This is a genomic window from Nonomuraea glycinis (assembly GCF_014646515.1).
GTDB classification, from domain to species: domain Bacteria; phylum Actinomycetota; class Actinomycetes; order Streptosporangiales; family Streptosporangiaceae; genus Nonomuraea; species Nonomuraea glycinis.
Genome location: NZ_BMNK01000001.1, coordinates 825,564 through 844,338, shown reverse-complemented (window position 1 = coordinate 844,338; position 18,775 = coordinate 825,564). Strand labels below are relative to the sequence as shown.

Here is an 18,775-nt window from a genome sequence, read left to right as displayed (position 1 = left end):
GGCGCCCACACCGACAGGAGCACCCCATGAGCTTCATCGACACCCTCCAGGACCTCGTCGGGCTGGTGCCGGACGTCGTCCAGCCGCTCATCGTCGCGGCCGCGGGCGCCATCCCCTTCATCGAGGGCGAGGGCAGCGTCGTGATCGGCATCATCGGCGGCATCCCGCCGGTCGTCGCCGCGATCGCCGCGATGGCCGGCAACTTCCTCATCGTGACCGTACTCGTGCTGCTCAGCTCCGGTGCGCGCGACGCCGTCGTGACCCGCCGCCGCGAAAAGGTCCTGGCGCGCGACGGCATGCCGGCCGGCAGCGACTCCGCCCTGGCCGCGGCGCCGGCCGAACGCTCCGGCGGCTCTCGCCGGGCCGCGCGCCGCGCGAAGTTCCAGCACGCCTACGAGCGCTACGGCGTACCGGGCGTCAGCCTGCTCGGACCCCTGCTGCTGCCCACGCACTTCACGGCCACCATGCTCGCCGCCTCCAGCGTCGGCAAGACCCGCATCCTGATCTGGCAGGCACTCGCGATCATCGCCTGGACCACGCTCACCGCGCTGATCGCGAGTGGCGTCATGAACGCCGTCGGCTGAGAACCCGCTCTGTTCGGCGCCGTATCGCTCGATCCAGCAGACGTTCCTGCCCCGCGCACACCCTGTTGACGCACGCCTTCTCGAGGAGAAACCCCATGCCCCACCTGTCCGAGACCTCGTCCGCCGGCGGCTCGGGGGGTCAGCCCAGATCGGTCCCTGAAGGCGCGCCGTATCACCGGGTGCTCGCGGGGCAGAAGCGCCGCATCGGCCGCGGCATCCTCGCGATCGTGCTGCTGAACGCCGGCCTGGTGGGCTTCGGCGCTGCCTTCGCCCAGCTCGGGGGTCAGATCGACCTCCTGCTCGGGCGGGACAGCGTCGTGACGGGCGGTACGGAGTTCACACCGGTCACGATGGCCACCACCTTCGCCTCCACCGCGCTGCTGATCCCCTGGAGCATGCTCCTGCAGCGCTGGTTGTACGGCGTCAAGGGCGGTTCGCTCCACTCCGTCGTCGGGGCGTTCCGACCCGCGGTCCTCGGCCGCGCGATCCTCTTCCTCGCCCCGATCTGGGCGATCTACATGGCGGTTCTCGCCGCCCTGGAGCCATCCCCGGCAGGGAGCTGGGCGGTCGCCGACCTGTTGTTCATGTTCGCGGTCACGATCGTCATCGTTCCGCTGCAGAGCGCGGGCGAGGAGTACGGCTACCGGGGGCTGATCTTCCGGGTCGCCGGGAGCTGGGGCCGCGGACCGCGATCCGCTCTCACCCTGGGCGTCATCGTCTCCGCCGTCCTGTTCGCCACGATCCACCTGTCCACCGACGTCTGGCTGAACCTCCAGTTCCTGGCTGTCGGCGTAGCGTTCGCGCTCATCACGTGGCGCACCGGCGGCATCGAGACCGCAGTCGTCCTGCACGCCGCCAACAATGTCTTCGGGCTCCTGCTGGCGCTGGTGCTGCACGCTGACCTCGGCGCCTCGACGGACCGCTCGTCCGGTGTCGGGTCCGTCGTCCACCTGATCCCGGTCGTTCTGCTGGCGGTCATCACCGCGGCGGTCTGGTACCGCACCGGCCGCGACGGGCCGGCAGTCACCCCCATGCGCGCGTCTGGCCAGGACTCCATACCCACCGCCCACACAGGCGGCGCTGGAGCCCGCTGAATCACCCGAGGCGGATACTTGCCGTATCGCCCTGTGGCCACGGCAGGTGGAGGACGGTGCCGGCCCGGAGAACTACTTCTTCGTCATGCGGCGCCAGGGTGGTGTCCGGCAGGGCTCTGGCAACGGCGAGCCCGTCCAGGACATCGCCGCCTCCAGCGCGGCAGCCGCCGTCAGCGTCGCGATCGCCGTCCGATAGTCGGGCGAGGCTGCGCGCCTGTCGCATCTGGCAGTGGTGGGGTCGGTGAGCTCACGGGTGGGTGCAGGACCAGGACAACGATCACGAGCACGAGGATCACGGCGGTCAGGGTGACGGGGACGGGGATCAACGGATCACCCAAGACCAGGACCGCCGCCAGCGGGACGACGGCGTTGACGAGCGGGTCGGCGTGGTCTCGGATCGCGATCCACCAGATGCCTGCCAGGAAGACCGCGATCGGTATGGTCACGGCGAAGGAGGCGGCCAGGTCGCTGAGCTCGCTGTGCCCGGTCAGAACGTCGATCTGGACCTCGATGCCCGCGGAAAACGCGCCGGCGGCGGCGAACACGAAGTAGTGGACGTAGCCGTAACGCAGCGATTCACGGAAGCTGGTGATGGACCGGTGGTGGGGCGGCCAGAAGTAGATCCACCACAGGGCGGCGGTCACGACGAACGTGAGCGCGGCGATCGAGATCAGCGGCCCGAGGGCATCGGTGTCGTGGACGGCCTCGATGATCGCGTTGGAGGAGGCGAGCAGGCTCTCGCCGAGCAGGATGAGCGTGAAAAGGCCGTAGCGCTCGGTGATGTGATGCGGGTGCCACGGAGTGGTGCCGCGTCTCTGGGCGATGACCGGGATCGCGATCTCGACGACGATGAGCAGGACCAGCGTGATCCTGCCCAGTACGTCGGGCAGCGTGAGCTGCAGGAGCCAGAGGACCTGGACCGCCGCGATACCCCCGGCGTAGACCTGGGCGGTGCGGCGGATGGACGCGTCAGAGCGTGAAGCGCGCAGCCACTGGGCGACCATGGCCAGGCGCATGACCACGTAGCTGAGGATCGGCAGAGTGTAGTCCGCGTCGGTGAAGGCGGGCTCGATCCCGGCGGCGAGCACGAGCACGCCGGCCATCTGGACGATGGTCAGCACCCGGTAGAGCCAGTCATCGGTGTCGAAGGACGTGGCGAACCAGGTGAAGTTCATCCAGGCCCACCAGATCCCGAAGAACACCAGACCGTACGTGACCAGGCCGTCGAGCACGTGCCCCTCGGTCAGGGCGTGGTGGAGCTGGATGGAGGCGATGCTCACTGCGACGACGAAGACGAGGTCGAAGAACAGCTCGAGCATGCTGGCCGACCGGCCCGGTTCGTGAGGGTCGCGGGCTGCCATCGGGATGAGGCGGAACCTGCTCGCCGGGGGCGGGGGTGCGGGCATCGTCGCGGGGTCCTTCCTGTCGCAAGCGCGAGAGGCGTCGTGGCGGATGGCTCTGGTGCGCGCTCATGCACGGTTCAGCGCAAAGCGCGGAGGTGCTCCCGGCCCACGGGGTCGGTGGCATCGTCGAAGTCGTGGTGCGTGGTTAGCCACTTCTTGACGTAGGGGCAGACCGCCACGATGCGATATCCGGCTTGGACGCTCGTGCTCAGTGCGGTGCGAGTGAGCGTGCCGGCGAGACCGCGGCCTTCGAATTCATCGAAGACCACCGTGTGGTAGAAGATGCGCTGCATCTCGCCGAAGTCCTTGTACATGGAGAACCCGGCCTGGGTGTCCTCGACGAGGACGTCGAAGCGGCCCTTGTCGGGGTTGTCGCGGATGGTCACTTCTTGCTGGTTCTGATCGTTCATTGCTGTGATCCTCTCGTTGGGGGAAGTGACGTACATGGGTTCACACCATGGTGGTCATGGAGTTCCCTTCTCGTGACGCACGCGCTACGGCTCGGGGTCGAGATGGCGGCGTAGCGCCTCAGTGAACTCGTCGACCTGTGCCAGTTGTTCCGGGGAGAGCGCGTCGACGAAGAGCTCGCGCACGTCACGCAGGTGCGGCAGCGAGCCGCGCCGGAACGACTCCGCTCCGGAGTCGGTCAGCCGCACGTCGATGCCGTGGACGTCGTCGGGGCACGGGGCTCGGCGTACGAGCCCGCGCTTCTCCATCCGCCCCAGGTGGTGTGACAGGCGGCTGCGTTGCCAGCCGATCAGCTGGGCCAGCTCGGAGGAACGCAACGTCCTGCGATCCGCCTCGCTCAGTGCGAGCAGCACTCGGTAGTCAGCGGAGGACAAGGCCGACTCGCTCTGGAGCCGTCCCTCCAGGAGGGTGCGCAAGGTTTCGGCGGTCTCGATGTAGTTGCGCCAGATGCGCAGCTCCTCACGCGTGGGCATCATGCGGCGCTTCTTCTGAACCATGGCACCTCCGGAATTGACACGTCAACTCTGCACGTTACAGGATTGACACGTCAACCCCCATCACGGTGAGACTCGAATCCCACAAGGAGCGAACCCATGACCGACAGCACCGCCGTCCAGTTCGGTGTCGACAGCTTCGGCGACCTACCTCGCGACGATCAGGGAAAGGTCGTCTCCCATGGCCAGGCGATCCGCGCTGTCGTGGAAGAGGCGGTGCTCGCCGACCAGGTCGGCGTGGATGCCATCGCTCTCGGTGAACACCACCGCCCCGAGTACTCGATCTCCACTCCCGAGACGGTGCTGGCCGGCATCGCCACCAGGACCGAGCGCATCCGCCTCGCCTCGGGTGTGACAGTCCTGTCCTCCGACGACCCGGTGCGCGTCTTCCAGCGTTTCGCCACGGTCGACGCGCTCTCGAACGGGCGCGCCGAGGTGATCCTGGGCCGCGGGTCGTTCACCGAGTCGTTCCCGCTGTTCGGGTATGACCTGGCTGACTACGAGATCCTCTTCGAGGAGAAGATCGACCTGTTCCACAAGCTGCTGGACGAGGGACCGGTCACGTGGGAGGGCACCACGCGCGCCGCCCTCAAGGACGCCGACGTGTTCCCCAAGACGGAGTCCGGGCGGCTGACGACCTGGGTCGGTGTGGGCGGGTCGCCCCAGTCCGTCATCCGTACCGCGCGGTACGGGTTCCGGCTCATGCTCGCGATCATCGGCGGCGCGCCCGACCGGTTCGCCCCGTACGTCGAGCTGTACCGGCGCGCCACGGAACAGCTGGAGACCACCGCCCACCCGGTCGGGATGCACTCGCCCGGCTTCGTCGCCCAGACCGACGAGGAGGCCAAGCGACTGTTCTGGCCCGGCTACAAGGAGATACGCGACCGCATCGGCGCCCTGCGCGGCTGGCCCCCTCTGCGACGTGCGGAGTTCGAGGCCGACGTCGAGCACGGCTCCCTCTACGTCGGTTCGCCCGAGACCGTCGCGCGCAGGATGGCCCGTGCCATCCGCACGCTCGACGTCGGGCGCTTCGACCTGATCTACTCCGCTGCCGGCTCCGTCTCGGCCGGCGACCGTCTGCGCGCCGTCGAACTGTACGGCACCAAGGTGATCCCGATGGTGCGCGAGCTGCTCGCCGAGGAGCCCAGCACGCCGGCGGTGGCCCGATGACGGTGCGCACGGCCGTACGCACCATCGGCGTCCTCGGGGCCGGCAAGGTAGGCACGGTCCTGGCCCGCCTCGCTCTCGCCGCCGGGTATCGCGTACTCGTCGCGGGGTCGGGGGACCCCGCGAAGATCGCCCTCACCATCGACGTCCTGACGCCCGGCGCCACCGCCGTCTGGGCCGTCGAAGCCGTACGGGACGCCGACGTCGTGATTCTCGCCCTCCCGCTCAGCAAGTATCGCGCTCTCCCGACCGACGAGCTGCGCCACAAGCTCGTCATCGACACCATGAACCACTGGTGGGAGGTCGACGGGCCCCGCGAGCGGTTCCTCGAGCCCGGCGTCTCCTCCAGCGAAGAGGTGCAGCATTTCCTCGACGGGGCACGCGTCGTCAAGGCCTTCAACCACATGGGGTACCACGACCTGGAGGACGAGGGCCGGCCCGCCGGGGCACCGGGCCGCAAGGCGATCGCGGTCGCCGGTGACAGCGAGGCAGCCGTCACCGAGGTCGCGGCGCTCGTCGACGACCTGGGCTTCGACCCCGTGCCTATCGGACCTCTCGCCGAGGGTGTCCGACTCGAGCCGGGCACCGCCGCCTTCGGCGCCAACGTCCAGGCGGCCGAGCTCCGGCTTCTGACCCAGGCAGCCGTGCCCGACACGATCGTGGAGTGGTCCAAGTGAGCAATCCGGAAGCGGCCTCGGAAGTGATGCGGTCCAGGACACAGGTCGGAAGCACCACCGGGGTCGAGGTGCTCGCGGCCCGCGACGTGCCCCTGGGCGGACCGCGGGCCTTGCGGGTGCGGCGCACGATTCCCCAGCGGGCTCGGACCCTGATCGGCGCCTGGTGCTTCGCCGACCACTACGGACCGGTCGAGGTGCCGGCGGCCGGCATGGACCTACCGCCGCATCCGCACACGGGGCTGCAGACGGTGAGCTGGCTCTTCAGCGGCACTATCGAGCACCGCGACAGCCTCGGCACCCACTCGCTCATCCGTCCAGGAGAGCTCAATCTCATGACCGGCGGCCACGGCATCGCCCACTCCGAGGTCTCCACTGCGGACACCACGGTCCTCCACGGCGTCCAGTTGTGGGTGGCCCTGCCCGACGCGGACCGGGAAGCCGGGCGTGACTTCCAGCACCACGTGCCGGAGCCCGTGCGGATCGACGGGGCCGAGCTGCGGGTCTTCCTCGGCTCAGTGGCAGGCGAGACCTCGCCGGTGCGGACGTTCACACCCTTGCTGGGTGCGCAGCTCGACCTCGAGCCGCGCGCCACGGTCACGCTGTCCGTCGACCCCGGATTCGAGCACGGCCTGCTCGTCGATGCCGGTGACGTACGCCTGGACGGTACCGCGGTCCCCGCGGGGGAGCTCGGCTACGTGACGCCGGGCATCGACATCCTGACGGTGACGAACCGCTCGGACGGCCCGGCACGCACCATCCTGCTCGGTGGCCCGCCGTTCGAGGAGGAGATCGTCATGTGGTGGAACTTCGTCGTCCGCGACCACGAGGAGATCCTGCGAGCCCGCCAGGACTGGGAGGCCGCTTCGGACCGCTTCGGAAGCGTCGAGGGCTACCACGGGCACCGCCTTCCCGCGCCGCCGGTGCCGGACGTGATCATCAAGCCACGGCGCAACCCGCCGGGCCGCACCGATCGGGCATGAGGAGCATCGCACCAAGTCGTGTCGCGACGGCCCGCGTGGGGCGCGGGTCGTCCTGTCCTCCGGTTCGGTTAGGTCCAGTGACGTCATAGGTCCAGTGACGTCAACCCGAGTAGGACCCGCCGCCACCCCGAACCGACCGGCCTCGCCGACGCGCGCACGGCGCTCGCGATCACCCTGCCCTGAACCGGCGGCCTCGGGTCACGGGGCTTCGTCGCCGGTGTCGGCACCGTCGTCGCCCGCTTCGTGGAGCAGGTGCGCTCGACGGAGCACGTCGACCTGCGCGGAGTTGTAGAGCGCCCTGAGGGCGTGACCTGCGGCGCGCCGCGCCGCCTCGGCCTGGCCTGGCGTGGAGGCCCGCGGCTCCAGCGTCACGCCGTGTGCGGTGGCGCCCGGGACGATGAAGGGCGCGAGCTGCTCGGCGAGGGCCTGCCGGGTGGCATCGTCGGCGTCTTCGGGCAGGTCGCGGAACGCCTCGTCGAGTTCGTCGTTCGGGTGTGCCTTGAGCGTCCGGCGCAGCACCTCCATCGACTCGTCCGAGAAAAGCTGGGCGTAGATCGTCAACAGGGCGCGGTCGTTGTCGCGCAGGTCCTGGACGAGGCCGCTGAAGCTGGTCGGCACCTCCGGCGACGCACCCGGCTGCGCCAGGATGGCCAGCTCTCGCCGAATGCTCTCCAGCCGCCGGACCGTCGCCTCGAGCTCGGCGTCGACGGTCCGGAAGACGGAGGCCCGCCCTTCGCCGCTCGTGCCCAGCTCGGCCACCTGCGCGAGCGGCACACCGAGCCCGGTCAGGCGCTTGATCTGCAGGAGCCGCGTCAGGTGGTGCACCTCGTAGCGCTTGTAGCCGTTGGGCTCGCGGTCGGGCTCGTCGAGCAGCCCGACCTGGTGGTAGTAGCGCACCGTCTTCACCGTGGTGCCCGCCAGGTCGGCGATCTCGCGTGTGCTCCAGGTCATGGGTCCTCCCCTCGTCGTCCGGTGCCGGCTCTAGGTCGTGATCCGCGTACGTCGCTCGCGCACCCAGACGAGGACGACCATGGCGATGTTAACGGCGGCGAGGATCAGGAGGGCCCCGTCACCGGTGTCGGTGGACCGGTCGATGGTGTATGCCTCGCCGTCTGCCATCAGCGTATTGACGCTCGAGAACAGGACGTTGTTGGCGATGTGGAACGCGGCCGGCGCCTCGATGCCGCGGCTGATGATCGCCATCAGTCCCGTGGCAGCGCCGATGAAGGTGTAGTAGCCGAACAGCCAGGGATCGCTGGAGCCGTGAACGACCGCGAAGGCCAGGCTGGAGACCACCAGACCGACGGCGAGGGCCGGGCGAACCGCGCGCACCCAGGACGCGGCGGCGGGCAGCACGGCGCTGCGGAACATCAGCTCCTCGCCGACGGACTGGAGCGGGGTGCTCAGCACGGTGATCACCAGCATGAGGATCGTCGTCCCGGAGACACCGAACGCGACCCAGCCTGGGGACTCGGGGGCGACCAGCGCCACCACGCCGATGCCGGCGCCCACCAGCAGGGCCGCGCCGAGCAGGTACTGCGCCAGGCGTCGACCGTCGAACGCCCGTGGCGAGCTGATCAGACCGCGCCACGGCACCTTCGCCAGCCGTGCCAGCAGCAGGATCGCCACCACGCCCGAGATGCCCACGCTCAGGTTGACGGCCAGGAGCTTCAGCGGGGTGAAGGTGGCGGACATCGGGTCGTCGCTGCCCTCGATGACGCCCACGACCTGGTACAGCAGGATCTGCAGGAGCACCATCACGACCGGCGGCACGACGAGGACGACCAGCGGCTTCCACCAGCTCATGCGGACGTGGGCACCGAACGGCCGGGAGCCGTCGACACCCGGCGCGCGACGTCCGGATGCCGGGTCGTCGGATCGGTGCGATGAGCTCGGGCGCGCTGCCGTGGCCGGTTTCTGGCCGGGTTTTGGCACGGACATCGGGCGGTCCTCCTGGGTCGAGATGGTCGTTGCACGCACTAGCGAACGCCATGCCCTGGGGGCACACTCAAGCGTGTACGGTGCCGAAACGCGGATACTACTGCTGAGCTGGGCGTTTGCCGGGTGATCAGGCGGCTCTGTAGTACCCATTGATCAGCCCTGTGCCGGTCCTTCGGCGGTGGATCCGGGAGGTCATGTCGATCATCTGGCTCGGGTTGTGCAAGGGAGGGCGGCCCTGATACGGGCGATGATGTACAGGCCGTCGAAGGCCTTGCGGGTGCGGAAGTCGAGAGCTCCCCAATGCTGTCGGTCGCCTGACCCTGCCTCTCCGTGATGGGTCACGCACATGGTCATGCGCCGGTGGAGGATTTCGTGTTCGAAGAGAGGGCTTTCGGGGTTCCCGTAGCACTGGGGAGCGGACGTACGAGATCGCGGCCGGAACTCGCGGGGATCGGCAAGCGCGACCAGCACACTCTTGCTGCGTCGGACTCAGGCCGGAACCGCGGGCCGCGACGTCATCGGGTGATCTTCCGGCCGGTCGAAGGCGCCGCCCTCACCCGGCAGATCACCGGTTGCTAGCTCTTGCTCCAGATCGACGCGATCACGCCGTCCTCGGCGCTCAGGATCTGCGGCCGATACCCCAGCGTCTTCAGCTGGGAGGACTTGAGCGTGTAGGTGACCTTGGACAGGCTCAGGTACTCCTTCAGGCCGGTCGCGCTGCCCTTGCTCCACACGGTGGTGTACAGCTTGCCGGGCTCGACGGCCATGAGGACCGGACGCAGACCCTGCTTGGTCTTCGCCAGCAGCTCCTGGCCGCGCTCCTGCACGGTCTGGCCGAGGGTCACCTGCACAACTCCGGTGGCGCCGCCGGCCACCCAGACGGCCGCGTACAGGGGCCTCTCCACCGTGCCGTACACGTCCAGCGACGCGATGCTGTAGCCGGCGGCGGTGAACTCGGCGTTGACCTTCGCGAAGGTTTCCTTGGACATGCTCAGCTGGGACTTGGCCAGCTGCGTGGTCTTCTCGAAGACCGCCCCGAAGACCGCGCCCGAGCCCGAGCCGGTGCCGCTGATCAGCTTGGGCTGGTAGCCGGCCGCCAGCTGCTCCTTGATGCGCTTGGGCAGGTCCGTGGCCGACAGGCCCTGCAGTACGTTGACCTTGCGGGTGGCGTCCTTGGTCCACAGGGACGTGTACTGCGGGCTGGCCGCGTTGGTCACGTTCAGCGCCGTGGGGACATAGCCCTTGCTCAGCAGGTCTTTGCCGCGCTGCAGCAGCTTGGTCCCGCTGAGCGCGTCGAGCGAGAGCCACTCCAGCGGCAGGTTCTGGACGGTCTGGGTTGGCTTGGCGGACTGCTCGGCCATCGCCGGGGATGCGAGGGCCAGCAGGGGTGCGGTGGCGGTCGCCACCGCCGCGGTAAGGGCGGCAACCCTCTTCGCGTTCCTCATGTTCCTCCTCAGGTAAAAGTCATCCCAATTAGGGACAAGTGGGGACCATAACAGAGGATGAGTAGATAGCGACCCATTGTTACCGCGATCGTGACAAGGCCGTGTCAAAGCTCCCGACAGCCGAGGCTTACTCATGTCTTGTGCTGTAAGGGTGCTTACGCTGGGGCGGGCTCCGAAACCGTGCAGGGCGGTCTGGTGCGGGCCTCCGCCGTGGTCACGGGGTGGTGGTGAGCGTCGGGGGCTCGGGGGTCGTGCGCTGCTCGATGGACAGCCGCACGCCCTTGGGGTCCGGTCGTACGGCGCCTACGAACGACTCCCGGCGCCAGCCGGAGAGTCGTTCCTCCTTGACCACGTCTCCGGTGTGCGGTGAGTGCACCATGTATCCGGGCCTCGAGATCATCCCCACATGCCCGAGGCCGTGGAAGAAGACGAGGTCACCTCGCTGGAGGTCGTCCCAGGAGATCTTCCGGGAGAACGCGCTGACGGTCAAAGAGTTGTGAACCATCTAAAACATCGCGCCCCATAGGGGTCGCTGTCGGTGCTTCAGGTCGGCAGGGGTACGGGCCAGAAGACGTACAACCGGCACGAATCACGAGGTCGGCGAGTCGGGCCCCGGGAAGGTGGCTCCTGCCAGTTTTCTGAGGGCGATGCCGAGGATTCGGTCGGCGGGGTAGGGGCCGTTGAGGCGGGAGTCATTGCTCGCGTTGTTGTCGCCGAGGACGATCAGCGTGCCGTCGGGGACGGTCCGCAGGGTGCCGGCCGCCTCCTGCGCCGGTGGGGGGATCGGGTCGCCGGGGAGTGCCGCGACGCGTTTGACCTGCCATCGCGTTCGCGTCGGCAGGGAGGCGAGGACCTTGACCTCGTGGGAGACGGGTACGCGCGGTGGTTCCAGGACCACGATGTCACCGATCTTCAACGCGGTGATGCCGCACCGGCGGACGAGGAGCTTCTCGCCGGGTTGGAGGGTGGGTGTCATGCTGGTCCCGGACACGGTGACGACCACGATGCGCCGCCGTAGGAGGACGGTCGCCACCAGGATCACCGCGGTCATCGCCAGCGAGGAGGCCAGGGCGATCATGGGATCGGCTGGGGCTCGTGGCCGGTGTCGTAGCCCGATGCCTGCATGCGGAAGAGCCGGGCGTAGGTGCCGTCGTGCGCCATCAGCTCGCCGTGGGTGCCTTGTTCGGTGATGCGGCCGTCGTCGAGGACGGCGATGCGGTCGGCCATCCGCACCCCGTTGAGCCGGTGGGAGATGATCACACTGGTGGTGCCGTTGCGGTGTTCAACCAGCCGCTGGTGGATGGTGTGTTCGGCGTCGGCGTCCAGGCCGGAGCTGGGTTCGTCCAGGATGAGCAGGTCGCGGCGGCCGCGCATCAGCCCACGGGCCAGGGCGATCCGCTGCCACTGGCCGCCGGACAACGTCATTCCCGTGGTGGAGCCGTCGGAGTCGGAGCTCATGAAGAACATCCGGCTCAACAGGGTGTCGTAGCCATGGGGCAGGGCGGCGATGGTGGCGTCCACTTCGGCGGACGCCGCGGCGGCGCGGATCCTGTCCAGGTCATGCAGGGCGGGCAGGTCGCCGATGCCGATGTTGTCCGCGGCTGTGAAGTCGTAGTTCATGTGGTCCTGGAAGACGGTGCCGATGCGTTCGCGCAGGCCGGCGACGGGGATGTGGCGGATGTCGACGCCGTCCCAGCTGATCGAGCCCCGGGTGGGCTCGTACAACCGGCACAGGAGTTTGACCAGGGTGCTCTTCCCGGCGCCGTTCACGCCGACCAGGGCCAGCAGCGAGCCGGCCGGGATCCGCAGGTCGACCCCGCGCAGCACCCAGGGTTTGTCCGGGGCGTAACGGAACCACACGTCGCGCAGTTCGATCGCGCCGTGCAGCGGCGGCGCGGGCACCGGGTGGGCCGGTGTGGTCAGGTCCGGCTCGGCGTTGAGGATGGCCAGGTAGTGGCCGAACTGCAGCAGCGCTTGATGCCCGCCGGCCAGTTGGGCGACCAGCCCGGACAGCCCGGTCTGCACCCCGGCGACGGCCGCTATGAAAACGATCACATCGCCGGGGGTCAGGGAACCGGCGCGTGCCTGCAGGATGCCCCAGACCAGGCCGGCGCCGGAGACGGCGGCGGTCAGCGCGGCCAGCGCGAACTGGGTGTGGAACACCCGCCGGTCCAGCCGTCGCTGTGCGGCGTTGACCTGGCGCAGCTCGCCCATCATCCGCGAGCGGATGAAGTCCGCCAGACCGAACAGCCGGATCTCCTTGGCGGCGGTACGGTCGGTCATCAGCTGCGAGTAGAACACCTGCCGCCGCTCGTGCGGGCTGATGGTCCACAACATCCGGCCCCGCCTGGTGCTCAAGCTCAGCTCAGCGGCGACCACCGGGATGGCCGAGGCCAGCACCACCGCGGCCATGACGGGACTGACCGCCAGCAGCGAGCCGGTGAACCCCAGCATGGTGACCGCGGTGCGCACCCCGCCCAGTGCGGCGTCCAGGATCGTCTGGGGTGACATCTCACCGGCTTGCTGAGCCAGCCGGATCCGGTCATGAAAGACCGGGTCCTCGAACCTGGACAGCCCGGCCAGGCGGGACAACGCCGCGTACAGCCGGTCTCGGCTGTGCAGCCGGATGGAGCGGCTCATTTCAGCGTCGACGTAGTGGAAAAGGTGCGGTAGCGCCGCCGCGATCAGCCCAAGCCCGGCCAGGAGCACGCTCTGCCCGATCAGCCAGCCGATGGACCGCTGCTGCCCCAGCAGCTCATCCAGTATCCGCTTGGTCAGCCACACGACCGCGACCGGCGTGGCGCCCATGACCAGTGCCCCGGCCAGCTGTGCGGCAAGCAGCGCCGGTCTGGCCTGCCAGGCCACCCCCAGCGCGGTCACCCACCGTTCCCGCCAGCTCGATTCGCCCGCCGCGTGCCGAGCCGCCGCATGCTCAGCCGCCGCATGCTGAGCCGCCGCGTGCTCAGCCGCCGCGTCAGCACCCGTGGCCTGATCAGCCGCGCGCATCACACCGGGACGGCCTGCTGCGACCGCGCCAGAGTGGCGACGCCGCCGGCGCCGGCCTGGACCGTGCCGTCCTGCCCGAGCAGGACGAACGAGGGCCAGCCCCGCACACTGAACGCGGTCATCAGCGGACCCTCCACCGGCTCGACCACCACGCGGGCCATCGGTGAGACGGCCTCGATGATGTCGGCGGCATCGTCGGCCGATCCGGAGATCACCATCAGGTTCTGCTCCCGCCCGCCCGGCACGGTGCCGGCGTATTCGACGAAACGGGGAAGCTCTTCATGACAGGCCGGGCATCCGGTGGAGAAGAACCCGACCAGCAGCGGACCTTCCACACCACTCACACCGGCCGGATCGCGCAAGGTGATGTCGGCGCCGTCCAGCGTGGTCGCGGTGAAATCGGCGATCCGCGTTCCCGGCTCGGGGACCAGCCTGCGCTCCGCGAGGTTGTCCATGCCCGCGCGTGCCCATTTCTCGTCATACTCCCGCAACCGCCGCAACACAGCCAGCATCAGCAACAGGTTGAGCCCGCCCAGCACACCGACCACGACAACCGCCGCGATCAACACCACATCCATCGACACATCCTCCTTCGGAAGACCACGTTTCTGAGAGGCTCGGCGAACCGCCTTCAACGGGGAAGGACCACCGCCACAAGATCGTCATAAGAAATGACCAGAGCGGCCAGGACCACCGCCACGAACCCGGACACCAGCAGAGCTGCCGGGTTCCACCCGGCAGCTCCCAGGGCTGTGGTCGGCGAGGCCCCCGCAACACCCGCCGCCGCGATCGACAACAAGATCGCGTTACGCACCAGGTGCCGCCTGCCCAGCGGCTGCGCCGACGCGCCGAAACACCGGCAACTCGCCGACGTGCCCTGCCGCAGAACCGAGCTGATCGCCGTCGTGAAGACGATCAACAGTGCCGCCCCGACTCCCAGACCCGCGAGCGCGGTGACATCGACCGCCAGCAGCGCCGCTGTCGCCAGCTCACACATGATCACCGCCGCGGCGACAGCAGATCTCCAGCGCGGTTTCACGCCGAACGCCCCCAACGACGCCCGGAATTCAGCTCGATCACGCCGCCCCCGCACTTTACTCGCCGCCGCGGCGAAGAAAACCACCGCAAGTAACACACGGCAACCGAAGCCAATATAGGCAATCAATATTCGACTCCTTCCCGGCGAGGGCGAAAGCTGGGTGGATCCTTTCGAAGCCTGTCCTCCATTGATCGCCAGGTGCGGGACCAAGCAGGATTCTAAGGATCAAGCCTGCTGGAGCCTAAGGACAACAACCCGAGACGACCAAGTCGCAGTTGCTGTAGAGGATGTACAGCGCGCGCGGATATACGTTGCCCCCTATTCGACATGGCTGGACGCGGCAACTTCTCTCGTATTCACACCCTCCCGCGCTGGCGACCGCCTTGGGCGCGAGGAACGCGAGGAGCCTGTCGCCCGTTGACGCTAAAGCAGCTCTCATGTCTTTGTCGCCTCTCTGTGATCGTTCTCGGACGCTCTACCTCATGAGTATTGATGCGAAGGCCGCGAATTCAAAGGACACAAAGAGGGCATTTGCCGGACATTCAGGCTCGACTCCGAGATGCAGGGACGGATGTCCGACGCTCGAAGTGTCCGGTAAATGTCCTGCCGCCGGCCTGGATCCGTTACTCATGTCGGCCAATACTCAGGCGTAGTGCCTTCCCGCAGCCCTCGCTGAGATGGTGACCATGACTGTCTATGAACCACCTGAAGGTGCGGTGAGCGTGTCGACCGATTTCGGCGCGGTAGACCTGACGCCGGATCCCGATCGCCCCGGATTCTGGGTGCTGTTGTTCGACTATTTTCCGCAGTCCTATGTGGACCTTGCCGACCCACGTCACCTGAGATTCACATATGTTCAGTGGCTCGCGTCGATCGCCGACCGTGTCGCGGACCCTGGTGCGCCGATCAGGGCGCTGCACCTGGGTGGCGGAGGTCTCACGCTCCCCCGGTACGTGGCAGCCACCCGGCCGGGGTCGGCTCAGCTGGTCGTCGATCGGGACGCCGCGCTGATGGAGGCGGTCAGGAGAGCGTTGCCGTTGCCGGCTGATGCCGCGATAGAGATATGTATCGCGGACGCGCGGGACGCGATGCGGTCGTCGCGGCCGCGAGCCTACGATCTCATCGTCACGGATGTGCTGACCCGGACAGGGGTGCCCGCGCGGCTTACGAGTCTGGAGTTCGCCACCGAGGCGGCAGGGGCATTGAAGCAGGGTGGGCAGTACGCGCTGAATATCCTGGATTCACTGCCCTTCGATTTCGCGCGTCGTCAGGTTGCGACCTTGCGTGCGGCGTTCGGCGATGTGTGCCTGTTCGGTGAGCCGGATGTGCTGCGCGGCGACCGGATCGGAAATCTCTTGCTCGTGGGAGCGAACGGCAGCCTGCCGACGCGGGCGCTGGCCGAGTGGGCGGGACGTGCGCCCGCTCCCGTGCGACTGCTCAGTGGCGGCGAGTTGGAATGCTTCGCCGGTGACGCCCGGTCGGTGGCCGACGCGGACGCGGTCGATTCGCCGCCGGCGGTACCTCTCCAGAAGTAGTCACCAGCTCTCCGCAACCCCTAGGTCAAGCGTTGTAACCGCCGTGGGCGTCCAGCACCGCTCCCGTGATGTACGACGCGGCCGGGCTCGCCAGGAAGGCGATGGCCACCGCCATCTCGTCGGGGTGGCCCATGCGCTGCAGGGACAGCGAGCCGACCAGGGCCTTGAGCGTCTCGGGGTCCGGTGGCTCCATCCCGTTCTCCATCAGCCCGGCCTCCACCACGTTGGCCGTGATGTTCCGGGGCCCGAGGTCTCGCGCGGCGCCCATGGTGTACCTCTCGATCCCCGCCTTGGTCGCCGCGTAGTCGGCAAGCCCGGGGAGGCCGACCCGGGAGCCCAGCCCAGAGCTCACCGTGATGACGCGGCCACCCTCGCGCAGCACCCGGGAGGCGGCCCGGATGACGGCGATCACCCCGAGGTAGTTGGTGGCGTGCATCCGATCCAGCGCGGCCGTGTCGGCATCCGGGTCGTCCACCGTGCCGTTGACTGAGATCGCCGCGTTGTTGACGAGGATGTCCAGGCCGCCGAAGTACGCGACCACGTCGCCGATCAGTGCCGGCGCCCGGCTCATGTCCGCCTGGTCGGACTTGAAGGCGGCCACCTTTCCCCCCTTGCCGCGCACCTCGTCCACGACGGCCTGCGCCTGTTCGTCAGAGCTGACATAGGTGAACCCGACGTCGGCGCCCTGCTCGGCCAGCAGTCGTACGGTCGCGGCTCCCAGCCCTCGGGACCCACCGGTGACCAGGGCGACCTTGCCCATGAGCGGTCCGTTCATTCTTCTCACCTCGTTGATCGATGCGTTGTCGTAACGCTAATAGTTACAACACTTGATCGCAACATTTGTTGTTACGACTGCGCTGTCGTAACATGAAGCGTTACGGCCGAGAAGAGGTAATCGTGAGCGCCAACAGCAGGTTGACCATCGCCGCCCACGCGCTGACCTGGATCAGCCTTTATCAGCGCCAGGGCCACCAGGTCGCCACCTCCGAGCAGATCGCGACCAGCGCGAACACCAATCCCGTGGTGATCAGACGCCTGCTGGGTGAGCTGCGCAAGGCGGGGCTCGTGGAGTCCCGGCGAGGGGTGGGCGCGGGCTGGTCGCTGACGCGTGAGCTGGAGTCGATGACCCTGCTCGACGTGTACGAGGCAGTCGAGCCCGGCTCGCTGTTCGCGATGCATCGCGCCACCCCGGACCAGGGGTGCGTGATCGGCTACGGCATCCAGCCGGCGATGCAGCGCGTCTACGAGGACATCGAGGAGACCTTGAGGCGCGAACTGGCCCGCGTCACGCTGGAAGACGTGCTCCGGGACGTCCTCGCCGCACCTCGCTAGCGTTCTCCGCCCCGAGCTCAGCCCGCGGCGGAGTCGCGGATGCGGCCGTGAGCGTCGTGCGGGAGGTCGGCGTAGTGCCATTGGTGGTCGCGGGCATGCCGGCACGCGACCTCCAGGTCGCCGTCCTCGATCGCGGCCAGCAGCTCGGCGTGGTCCTGGACGATGTCGTGCAGGTCGACCTCGGCGGCGACCATCGTGACCGACGTCCGCGCCTCGATCTGCAGGCTCTCCCAGGTGAGCTTGAGCAGCTCGTTGCGCGCGGCCTCGACGATGCGCCGATGGAAGGACACGCTGGCACGCGCCGACGCCTCTCTGTCGCCGCTTTCGGCGGCGGCCCGCATCGCTGCCACGTCCGCTCTTATGGCCTCTACCGGTACGGTTCCGGCCAGCAGCGTGAGCCGGGTGGCCGTCTCCTCCAGCGCCGCCCGTACGACGTAGCTTTCGCGCAGGGTCTCCTGGACGAAGGGCCGCACGAACGTGCCGCGGCGGGGCTGGGTTTCCACCAGCCGCATGGCCTCCAGTTCGCGTAGCGCCTCGCGTACGGGTGCCTGACTGGTGCCGTAGGTCGCCGCGAGCCGCGTCTCCACCAGCCGCTCGCCCGGGCCGAAGTGGCCGGACACGATGCCGGCGACCAGCGAGTCGCGGATCTGCCGGGCCAGCGTGAGGCGTGGCAGCTTGGCGGGCTCCTCGGTCATGAGGTGATCCTACCGATTATCGATTGTCCCACCGGGTCTCTTGACGCTCCTCGATCGATAATCAATTATCGATAATACCTCACCGAGGAGGATCGCACATGGTGATCTGCGCGGTGCACGTTCCGGAGTCAGCCGAGGCCGCAGTCGACCGCTTGGCGGGAGGCGGCTGGGTCATGGGCGGCGGCACCGTCGTGATGCCGCTGGTGAACAGCGGGGCCGCGCCCGTGACCGAGCTGGTCAGCCTGCGCCGGGCGGGGCTGGACGGCGTAGAGGTGCGCGACGGGGTGGCCACGATCGGGGCGGCGGCCACCTTCACCACGGTCGGCGAGCGGCCGGAGCTCGCGTTCCTGCGGCCGGCGCTGCGGACGATCGCCTCCCCCACCATCTGTAACCAGGCCACCGTAGGGGGCAATCTCTTCGTCGCGCAGCCGTACGGCGATCTGGCCGTCTGCCTGCTCGCCCTCGACGCGACGTGCGAGATCGCCGGGCCGGACGGCCGGCGCGACGCACCGGTGGCCGGCGTGCTGGCGTCCGGGGTCGCCGCGGGCGAGGTGGTCGTGGCGGTGCGGGTCGTGCTCCCCCAGCCGGGCACCTGGTACTACCACAAGGCCATGCGCCGTCGCCTGAACTCGGCGGCGATCGTGACCGTCGCCTCCGTCACCCGCGCCGACGGCGGCGTGGTCGCCTCTACCAGGATCGCGCTGGGCGGCGTCGCGTCACGTCCGGTGCGCGCGGGGTCGGCGGAGCGCCTGCTGCGGGGCCGGCCCTTGACCCATGAGGTCCTCACCGAGGCGGGCGAGGCGGCCCGCGGTGACATCGACCCCTTCGACGACGCCTATGCCAGCGCGTGGTACCGGGCGCGGGTCCTGCCCGTGCATCTGCGCCGAGCCTTCCTCCCCTAGTAGCTCACCAGCA

General features: G+C 68.6%; 22 protein-coding genes. 9 read left to right on the top strand and 13 right to left on the bottom strand.

Going from position 1 to position 18,775, the window contains the following annotated elements; genetic code table 11:
- The first annotated feature begins 26 nt into the window (after positions 1 to 26).
- The 3 genes from IEY87_RS03880 (at position 27) to IEY87_RS03870 (ending at position 1,874) form a co-directional block, all read left to right on the top strand.
- A complete protein-coding gene (locus tag IEY87_RS03880; protein WP_189137042.1) occupies positions 27 to 584 on the top strand; it encodes a small multidrug efflux protein in 558 nt (185 codons plus the stop codon).
- Positions 585 to 679: 95 nt separating this feature from the next.
- The gene (locus IEY87_RS03875; RefSeq protein WP_189137041.1) at positions 680 to 1,678 is read left to right on the top strand and encodes a CPBP family intramembrane glutamic endopeptidase; all 999 of its coding nucleotides are present in this window, start codon (positions 680 to 682) and stop codon (positions 1,676 to 1,678) included.
- Between the two features lie 46 nt (positions 1,679 to 1,724).
- Positions 1,725 to 1,874 carry a hypothetical protein gene (locus IEY87_RS03870; RefSeq protein WP_189137040.1) on the top strand — a complete coding sequence of 50 codons (150 nt, stop codon included), beginning with the start codon at positions 1,725 to 1,727 and terminating at the stop codon, positions 1,872 to 1,874.
- Here IEY87_RS03870 and IEY87_RS03865 read toward each other — a convergent pair.
- From IEY87_RS03865 to IEY87_RS03855, 3 genes are all read right to left on the bottom strand, one after another.
- Positions 1,849 to 3,084, bottom strand: coding sequence for a low temperature requirement protein A (locus IEY87_RS03865; RefSeq protein ID WP_225276775.1), 1,236 nt, complete (start codon positions 3,082 to 3,084; stop codon positions 1,849 to 1,851). The genes IEY87_RS03870 and IEY87_RS03865 overlap by 26 nt on opposite strands.
- Before the next feature lie 74 nt (positions 3,085 to 3,158).
- On the bottom strand, positions 3,159 to 3,491 hold the full coding sequence (locus IEY87_RS03860; RefSeq protein ID WP_189137039.1) for a GNAT family N-acetyltransferase: 333 nt from the start codon (positions 3,489 to 3,491) through the stop codon (positions 3,159 to 3,161).
- 84 nt (positions 3,492 to 3,575) lie between these two features.
- Positions 3,576 to 4,025: a MarR family winged helix-turn-helix transcriptional regulator gene (locus tag IEY87_RS03855; protein ID WP_225276776.1), complete on the bottom strand. Its 450-nt coding sequence runs from the start codon at positions 4,023 to 4,025 to the stop codon at positions 3,576 to 3,578.
- A gap of 117 nt (positions 4,026 to 4,142) precedes the next feature.
- Here IEY87_RS03855 and IEY87_RS03850 point away from each other — a divergent pair, with 117 nt between their 5' ends.
- Genes IEY87_RS03850 through IEY87_RS03840 form a run of 3 tightly spaced genes read left to right on the top strand, consistent with a single transcriptional unit; the run spans position 4,143 to position 6,867 of the window.
- Entirely contained in the window at positions 4,143 to 5,213 is a 1,071-nt protein-coding gene (locus IEY87_RS03850) for an LLM class flavin-dependent oxidoreductase (RefSeq protein ID WP_189137037.1), read from the top strand.
- Complete coding sequence (locus IEY87_RS03845) at positions 5,210 to 5,887, top strand: NADPH-dependent F420 reductase (protein WP_189137036.1); 678 nt, start codon at positions 5,210 to 5,212, stop codon at positions 5,885 to 5,887. Before IEY87_RS03850 ends, IEY87_RS03845 begins: the two co-directional genes overlap by 4 nt.
- The gene (locus tag IEY87_RS03840; protein WP_225276777.1) at positions 5,884 to 6,867 is read left to right on the top strand and encodes a pirin family protein; all 984 of its coding nucleotides are present in this window, start codon (positions 5,884 to 5,886) and stop codon (positions 6,865 to 6,867) included. The genes IEY87_RS03845 and IEY87_RS03840 overlap by 4 nt, the downstream gene beginning before the upstream one ends.
- Before the next feature lie 198 nt (positions 6,868 to 7,065).
- Here IEY87_RS03840 and IEY87_RS03835 read toward each other — a convergent pair whose 3' ends face one another.
- The 8 genes from IEY87_RS03835 to IEY87_RS03800 form a co-directional block, all read right to left on the bottom strand.
- Positions 7,066 to 7,818 (bottom strand): MerR family transcriptional regulator, encoded by a 753-nt coding sequence (locus IEY87_RS03835; protein WP_189137035.1) that lies wholly within the window; start codon positions 7,816 to 7,818, stop codon positions 7,066 to 7,068.
- 30 nt (positions 7,819 to 7,848) lie between these two features.
- Positions 7,849 to 8,673 (bottom strand): CPBP family intramembrane glutamic endopeptidase, encoded by an 825-nt coding sequence (locus tag IEY87_RS03830; protein WP_225276778.1) that lies wholly within the window; start codon positions 8,671 to 8,673, stop codon positions 7,849 to 7,851.
- Positions 8,674 to 9,383: 710 nt separating this feature from the next.
- Positions 9,384 to 10,253 (bottom strand): hypothetical protein, encoded by an 870-nt coding sequence (locus tag IEY87_RS03825; protein WP_189137033.1) that lies wholly within the window; start codon positions 10,251 to 10,253, stop codon positions 9,384 to 9,386.
- A 214-nt stretch (positions 10,254 to 10,467) separates the two neighbouring features.
- On the bottom strand, positions 10,468 to 10,758 hold the full coding sequence (locus IEY87_RS03820; RefSeq protein ID WP_189137032.1) for a C40 family peptidase: 291 nt from the start codon (positions 10,756 to 10,758) through the stop codon (positions 10,468 to 10,470).
- An 84-nt stretch (positions 10,759 to 10,842) separates the two neighbouring features.
- Complete coding sequence (locus tag IEY87_RS03815; RefSeq protein ID WP_189137031.1) at positions 10,843 to 11,331, bottom strand: S26 family signal peptidase; 489 nt, start codon at positions 11,329 to 11,331, stop codon at positions 10,843 to 10,845.
- Entirely contained in the window at positions 11,328 to 13,259 is a 1,932-nt protein-coding gene (locus IEY87_RS03810; RefSeq protein WP_189137030.1) for an ABC transporter ATP-binding protein, read from the bottom strand. The genes IEY87_RS03815 and IEY87_RS03810 overlap by 4 nt, the downstream gene beginning before the upstream one ends.
- A complete protein-coding gene (locus IEY87_RS03805; RefSeq protein WP_189137029.1) occupies positions 13,259 to 13,843 on the bottom strand; it encodes a TlpA family protein disulfide reductase in 585 nt (194 codons plus the stop codon). Before IEY87_RS03805 ends, IEY87_RS03810 begins: the two co-directional genes overlap by 1 nt.
- A 47-nt stretch (positions 13,844 to 13,890) precedes the next feature.
- Positions 13,891 to 14,424 (bottom strand): MauE/DoxX family redox-associated membrane protein, encoded by a 534-nt coding sequence (locus tag IEY87_RS03800; RefSeq protein WP_189137028.1) that lies wholly within the window; start codon positions 14,422 to 14,424, stop codon positions 13,891 to 13,893.
- A gap of 560 nt (positions 14,425 to 14,984) precedes the next feature.
- On the opposite strand from IEY87_RS03800, the gene IEY87_RS03795 reads away from it, so the two are divergent.
- Positions 14,985 to 15,833, top strand: coding sequence for a spermidine synthase (locus IEY87_RS03795; RefSeq protein WP_189137027.1), 849 nt, complete (start codon positions 14,985 to 14,987; stop codon positions 15,831 to 15,833).
- 25 nt (positions 15,834 to 15,858) lie between these two features.
- On the opposite strand, the gene IEY87_RS03790 is transcribed toward IEY87_RS03795, so the two are convergent.
- Positions 15,859 to 16,608 carry an SDR family NAD(P)-dependent oxidoreductase gene (locus IEY87_RS03790; RefSeq protein WP_189137026.1) on the bottom strand — a complete coding sequence of 250 codons (750 nt, stop codon included), beginning with the start codon at positions 16,606 to 16,608 and terminating at the stop codon, positions 15,859 to 15,861.
- A gap of 122 nt (positions 16,609 to 16,730) precedes the next feature.
- On the opposite strand from IEY87_RS03790, the gene IEY87_RS03785 reads away from it, so the two are divergent.
- Positions 16,731 to 17,165, top strand: a complete 435-nt coding sequence (locus tag IEY87_RS03785) for an Rrf2 family transcriptional regulator (RefSeq protein ID WP_189137025.1) — start codon at positions 16,731 to 16,733, stop codon at positions 17,163 to 17,165.
- Positions 17,166 to 17,182: 17 nt separating this feature from the next.
- Here the strand turns inward: IEY87_RS03785 and IEY87_RS03780 are convergent, their stop codons facing one another.
- Positions 17,183 to 17,860 carry a GntR family transcriptional regulator gene (locus IEY87_RS03780; protein WP_189137024.1) on the bottom strand — a complete coding sequence of 226 codons (678 nt, stop codon included), beginning with the start codon at positions 17,858 to 17,860 and terminating at the stop codon, positions 17,183 to 17,185.
- 98 nt (positions 17,861 to 17,958) lie between these two features.
- Here IEY87_RS03780 and IEY87_RS03775 point away from each other — a divergent pair, with 98 nt between their 5' ends.
- Positions 17,959 to 18,762 carry an FAD binding domain-containing protein gene (locus tag IEY87_RS03775; protein ID WP_189137023.1) on the top strand — a complete coding sequence of 268 codons (804 nt, stop codon included), beginning with the start codon at positions 17,959 to 17,961 and terminating at the stop codon, positions 18,760 to 18,762.
- Positions 18,763 to 18,775: the final 13 nt, after the last annotated feature.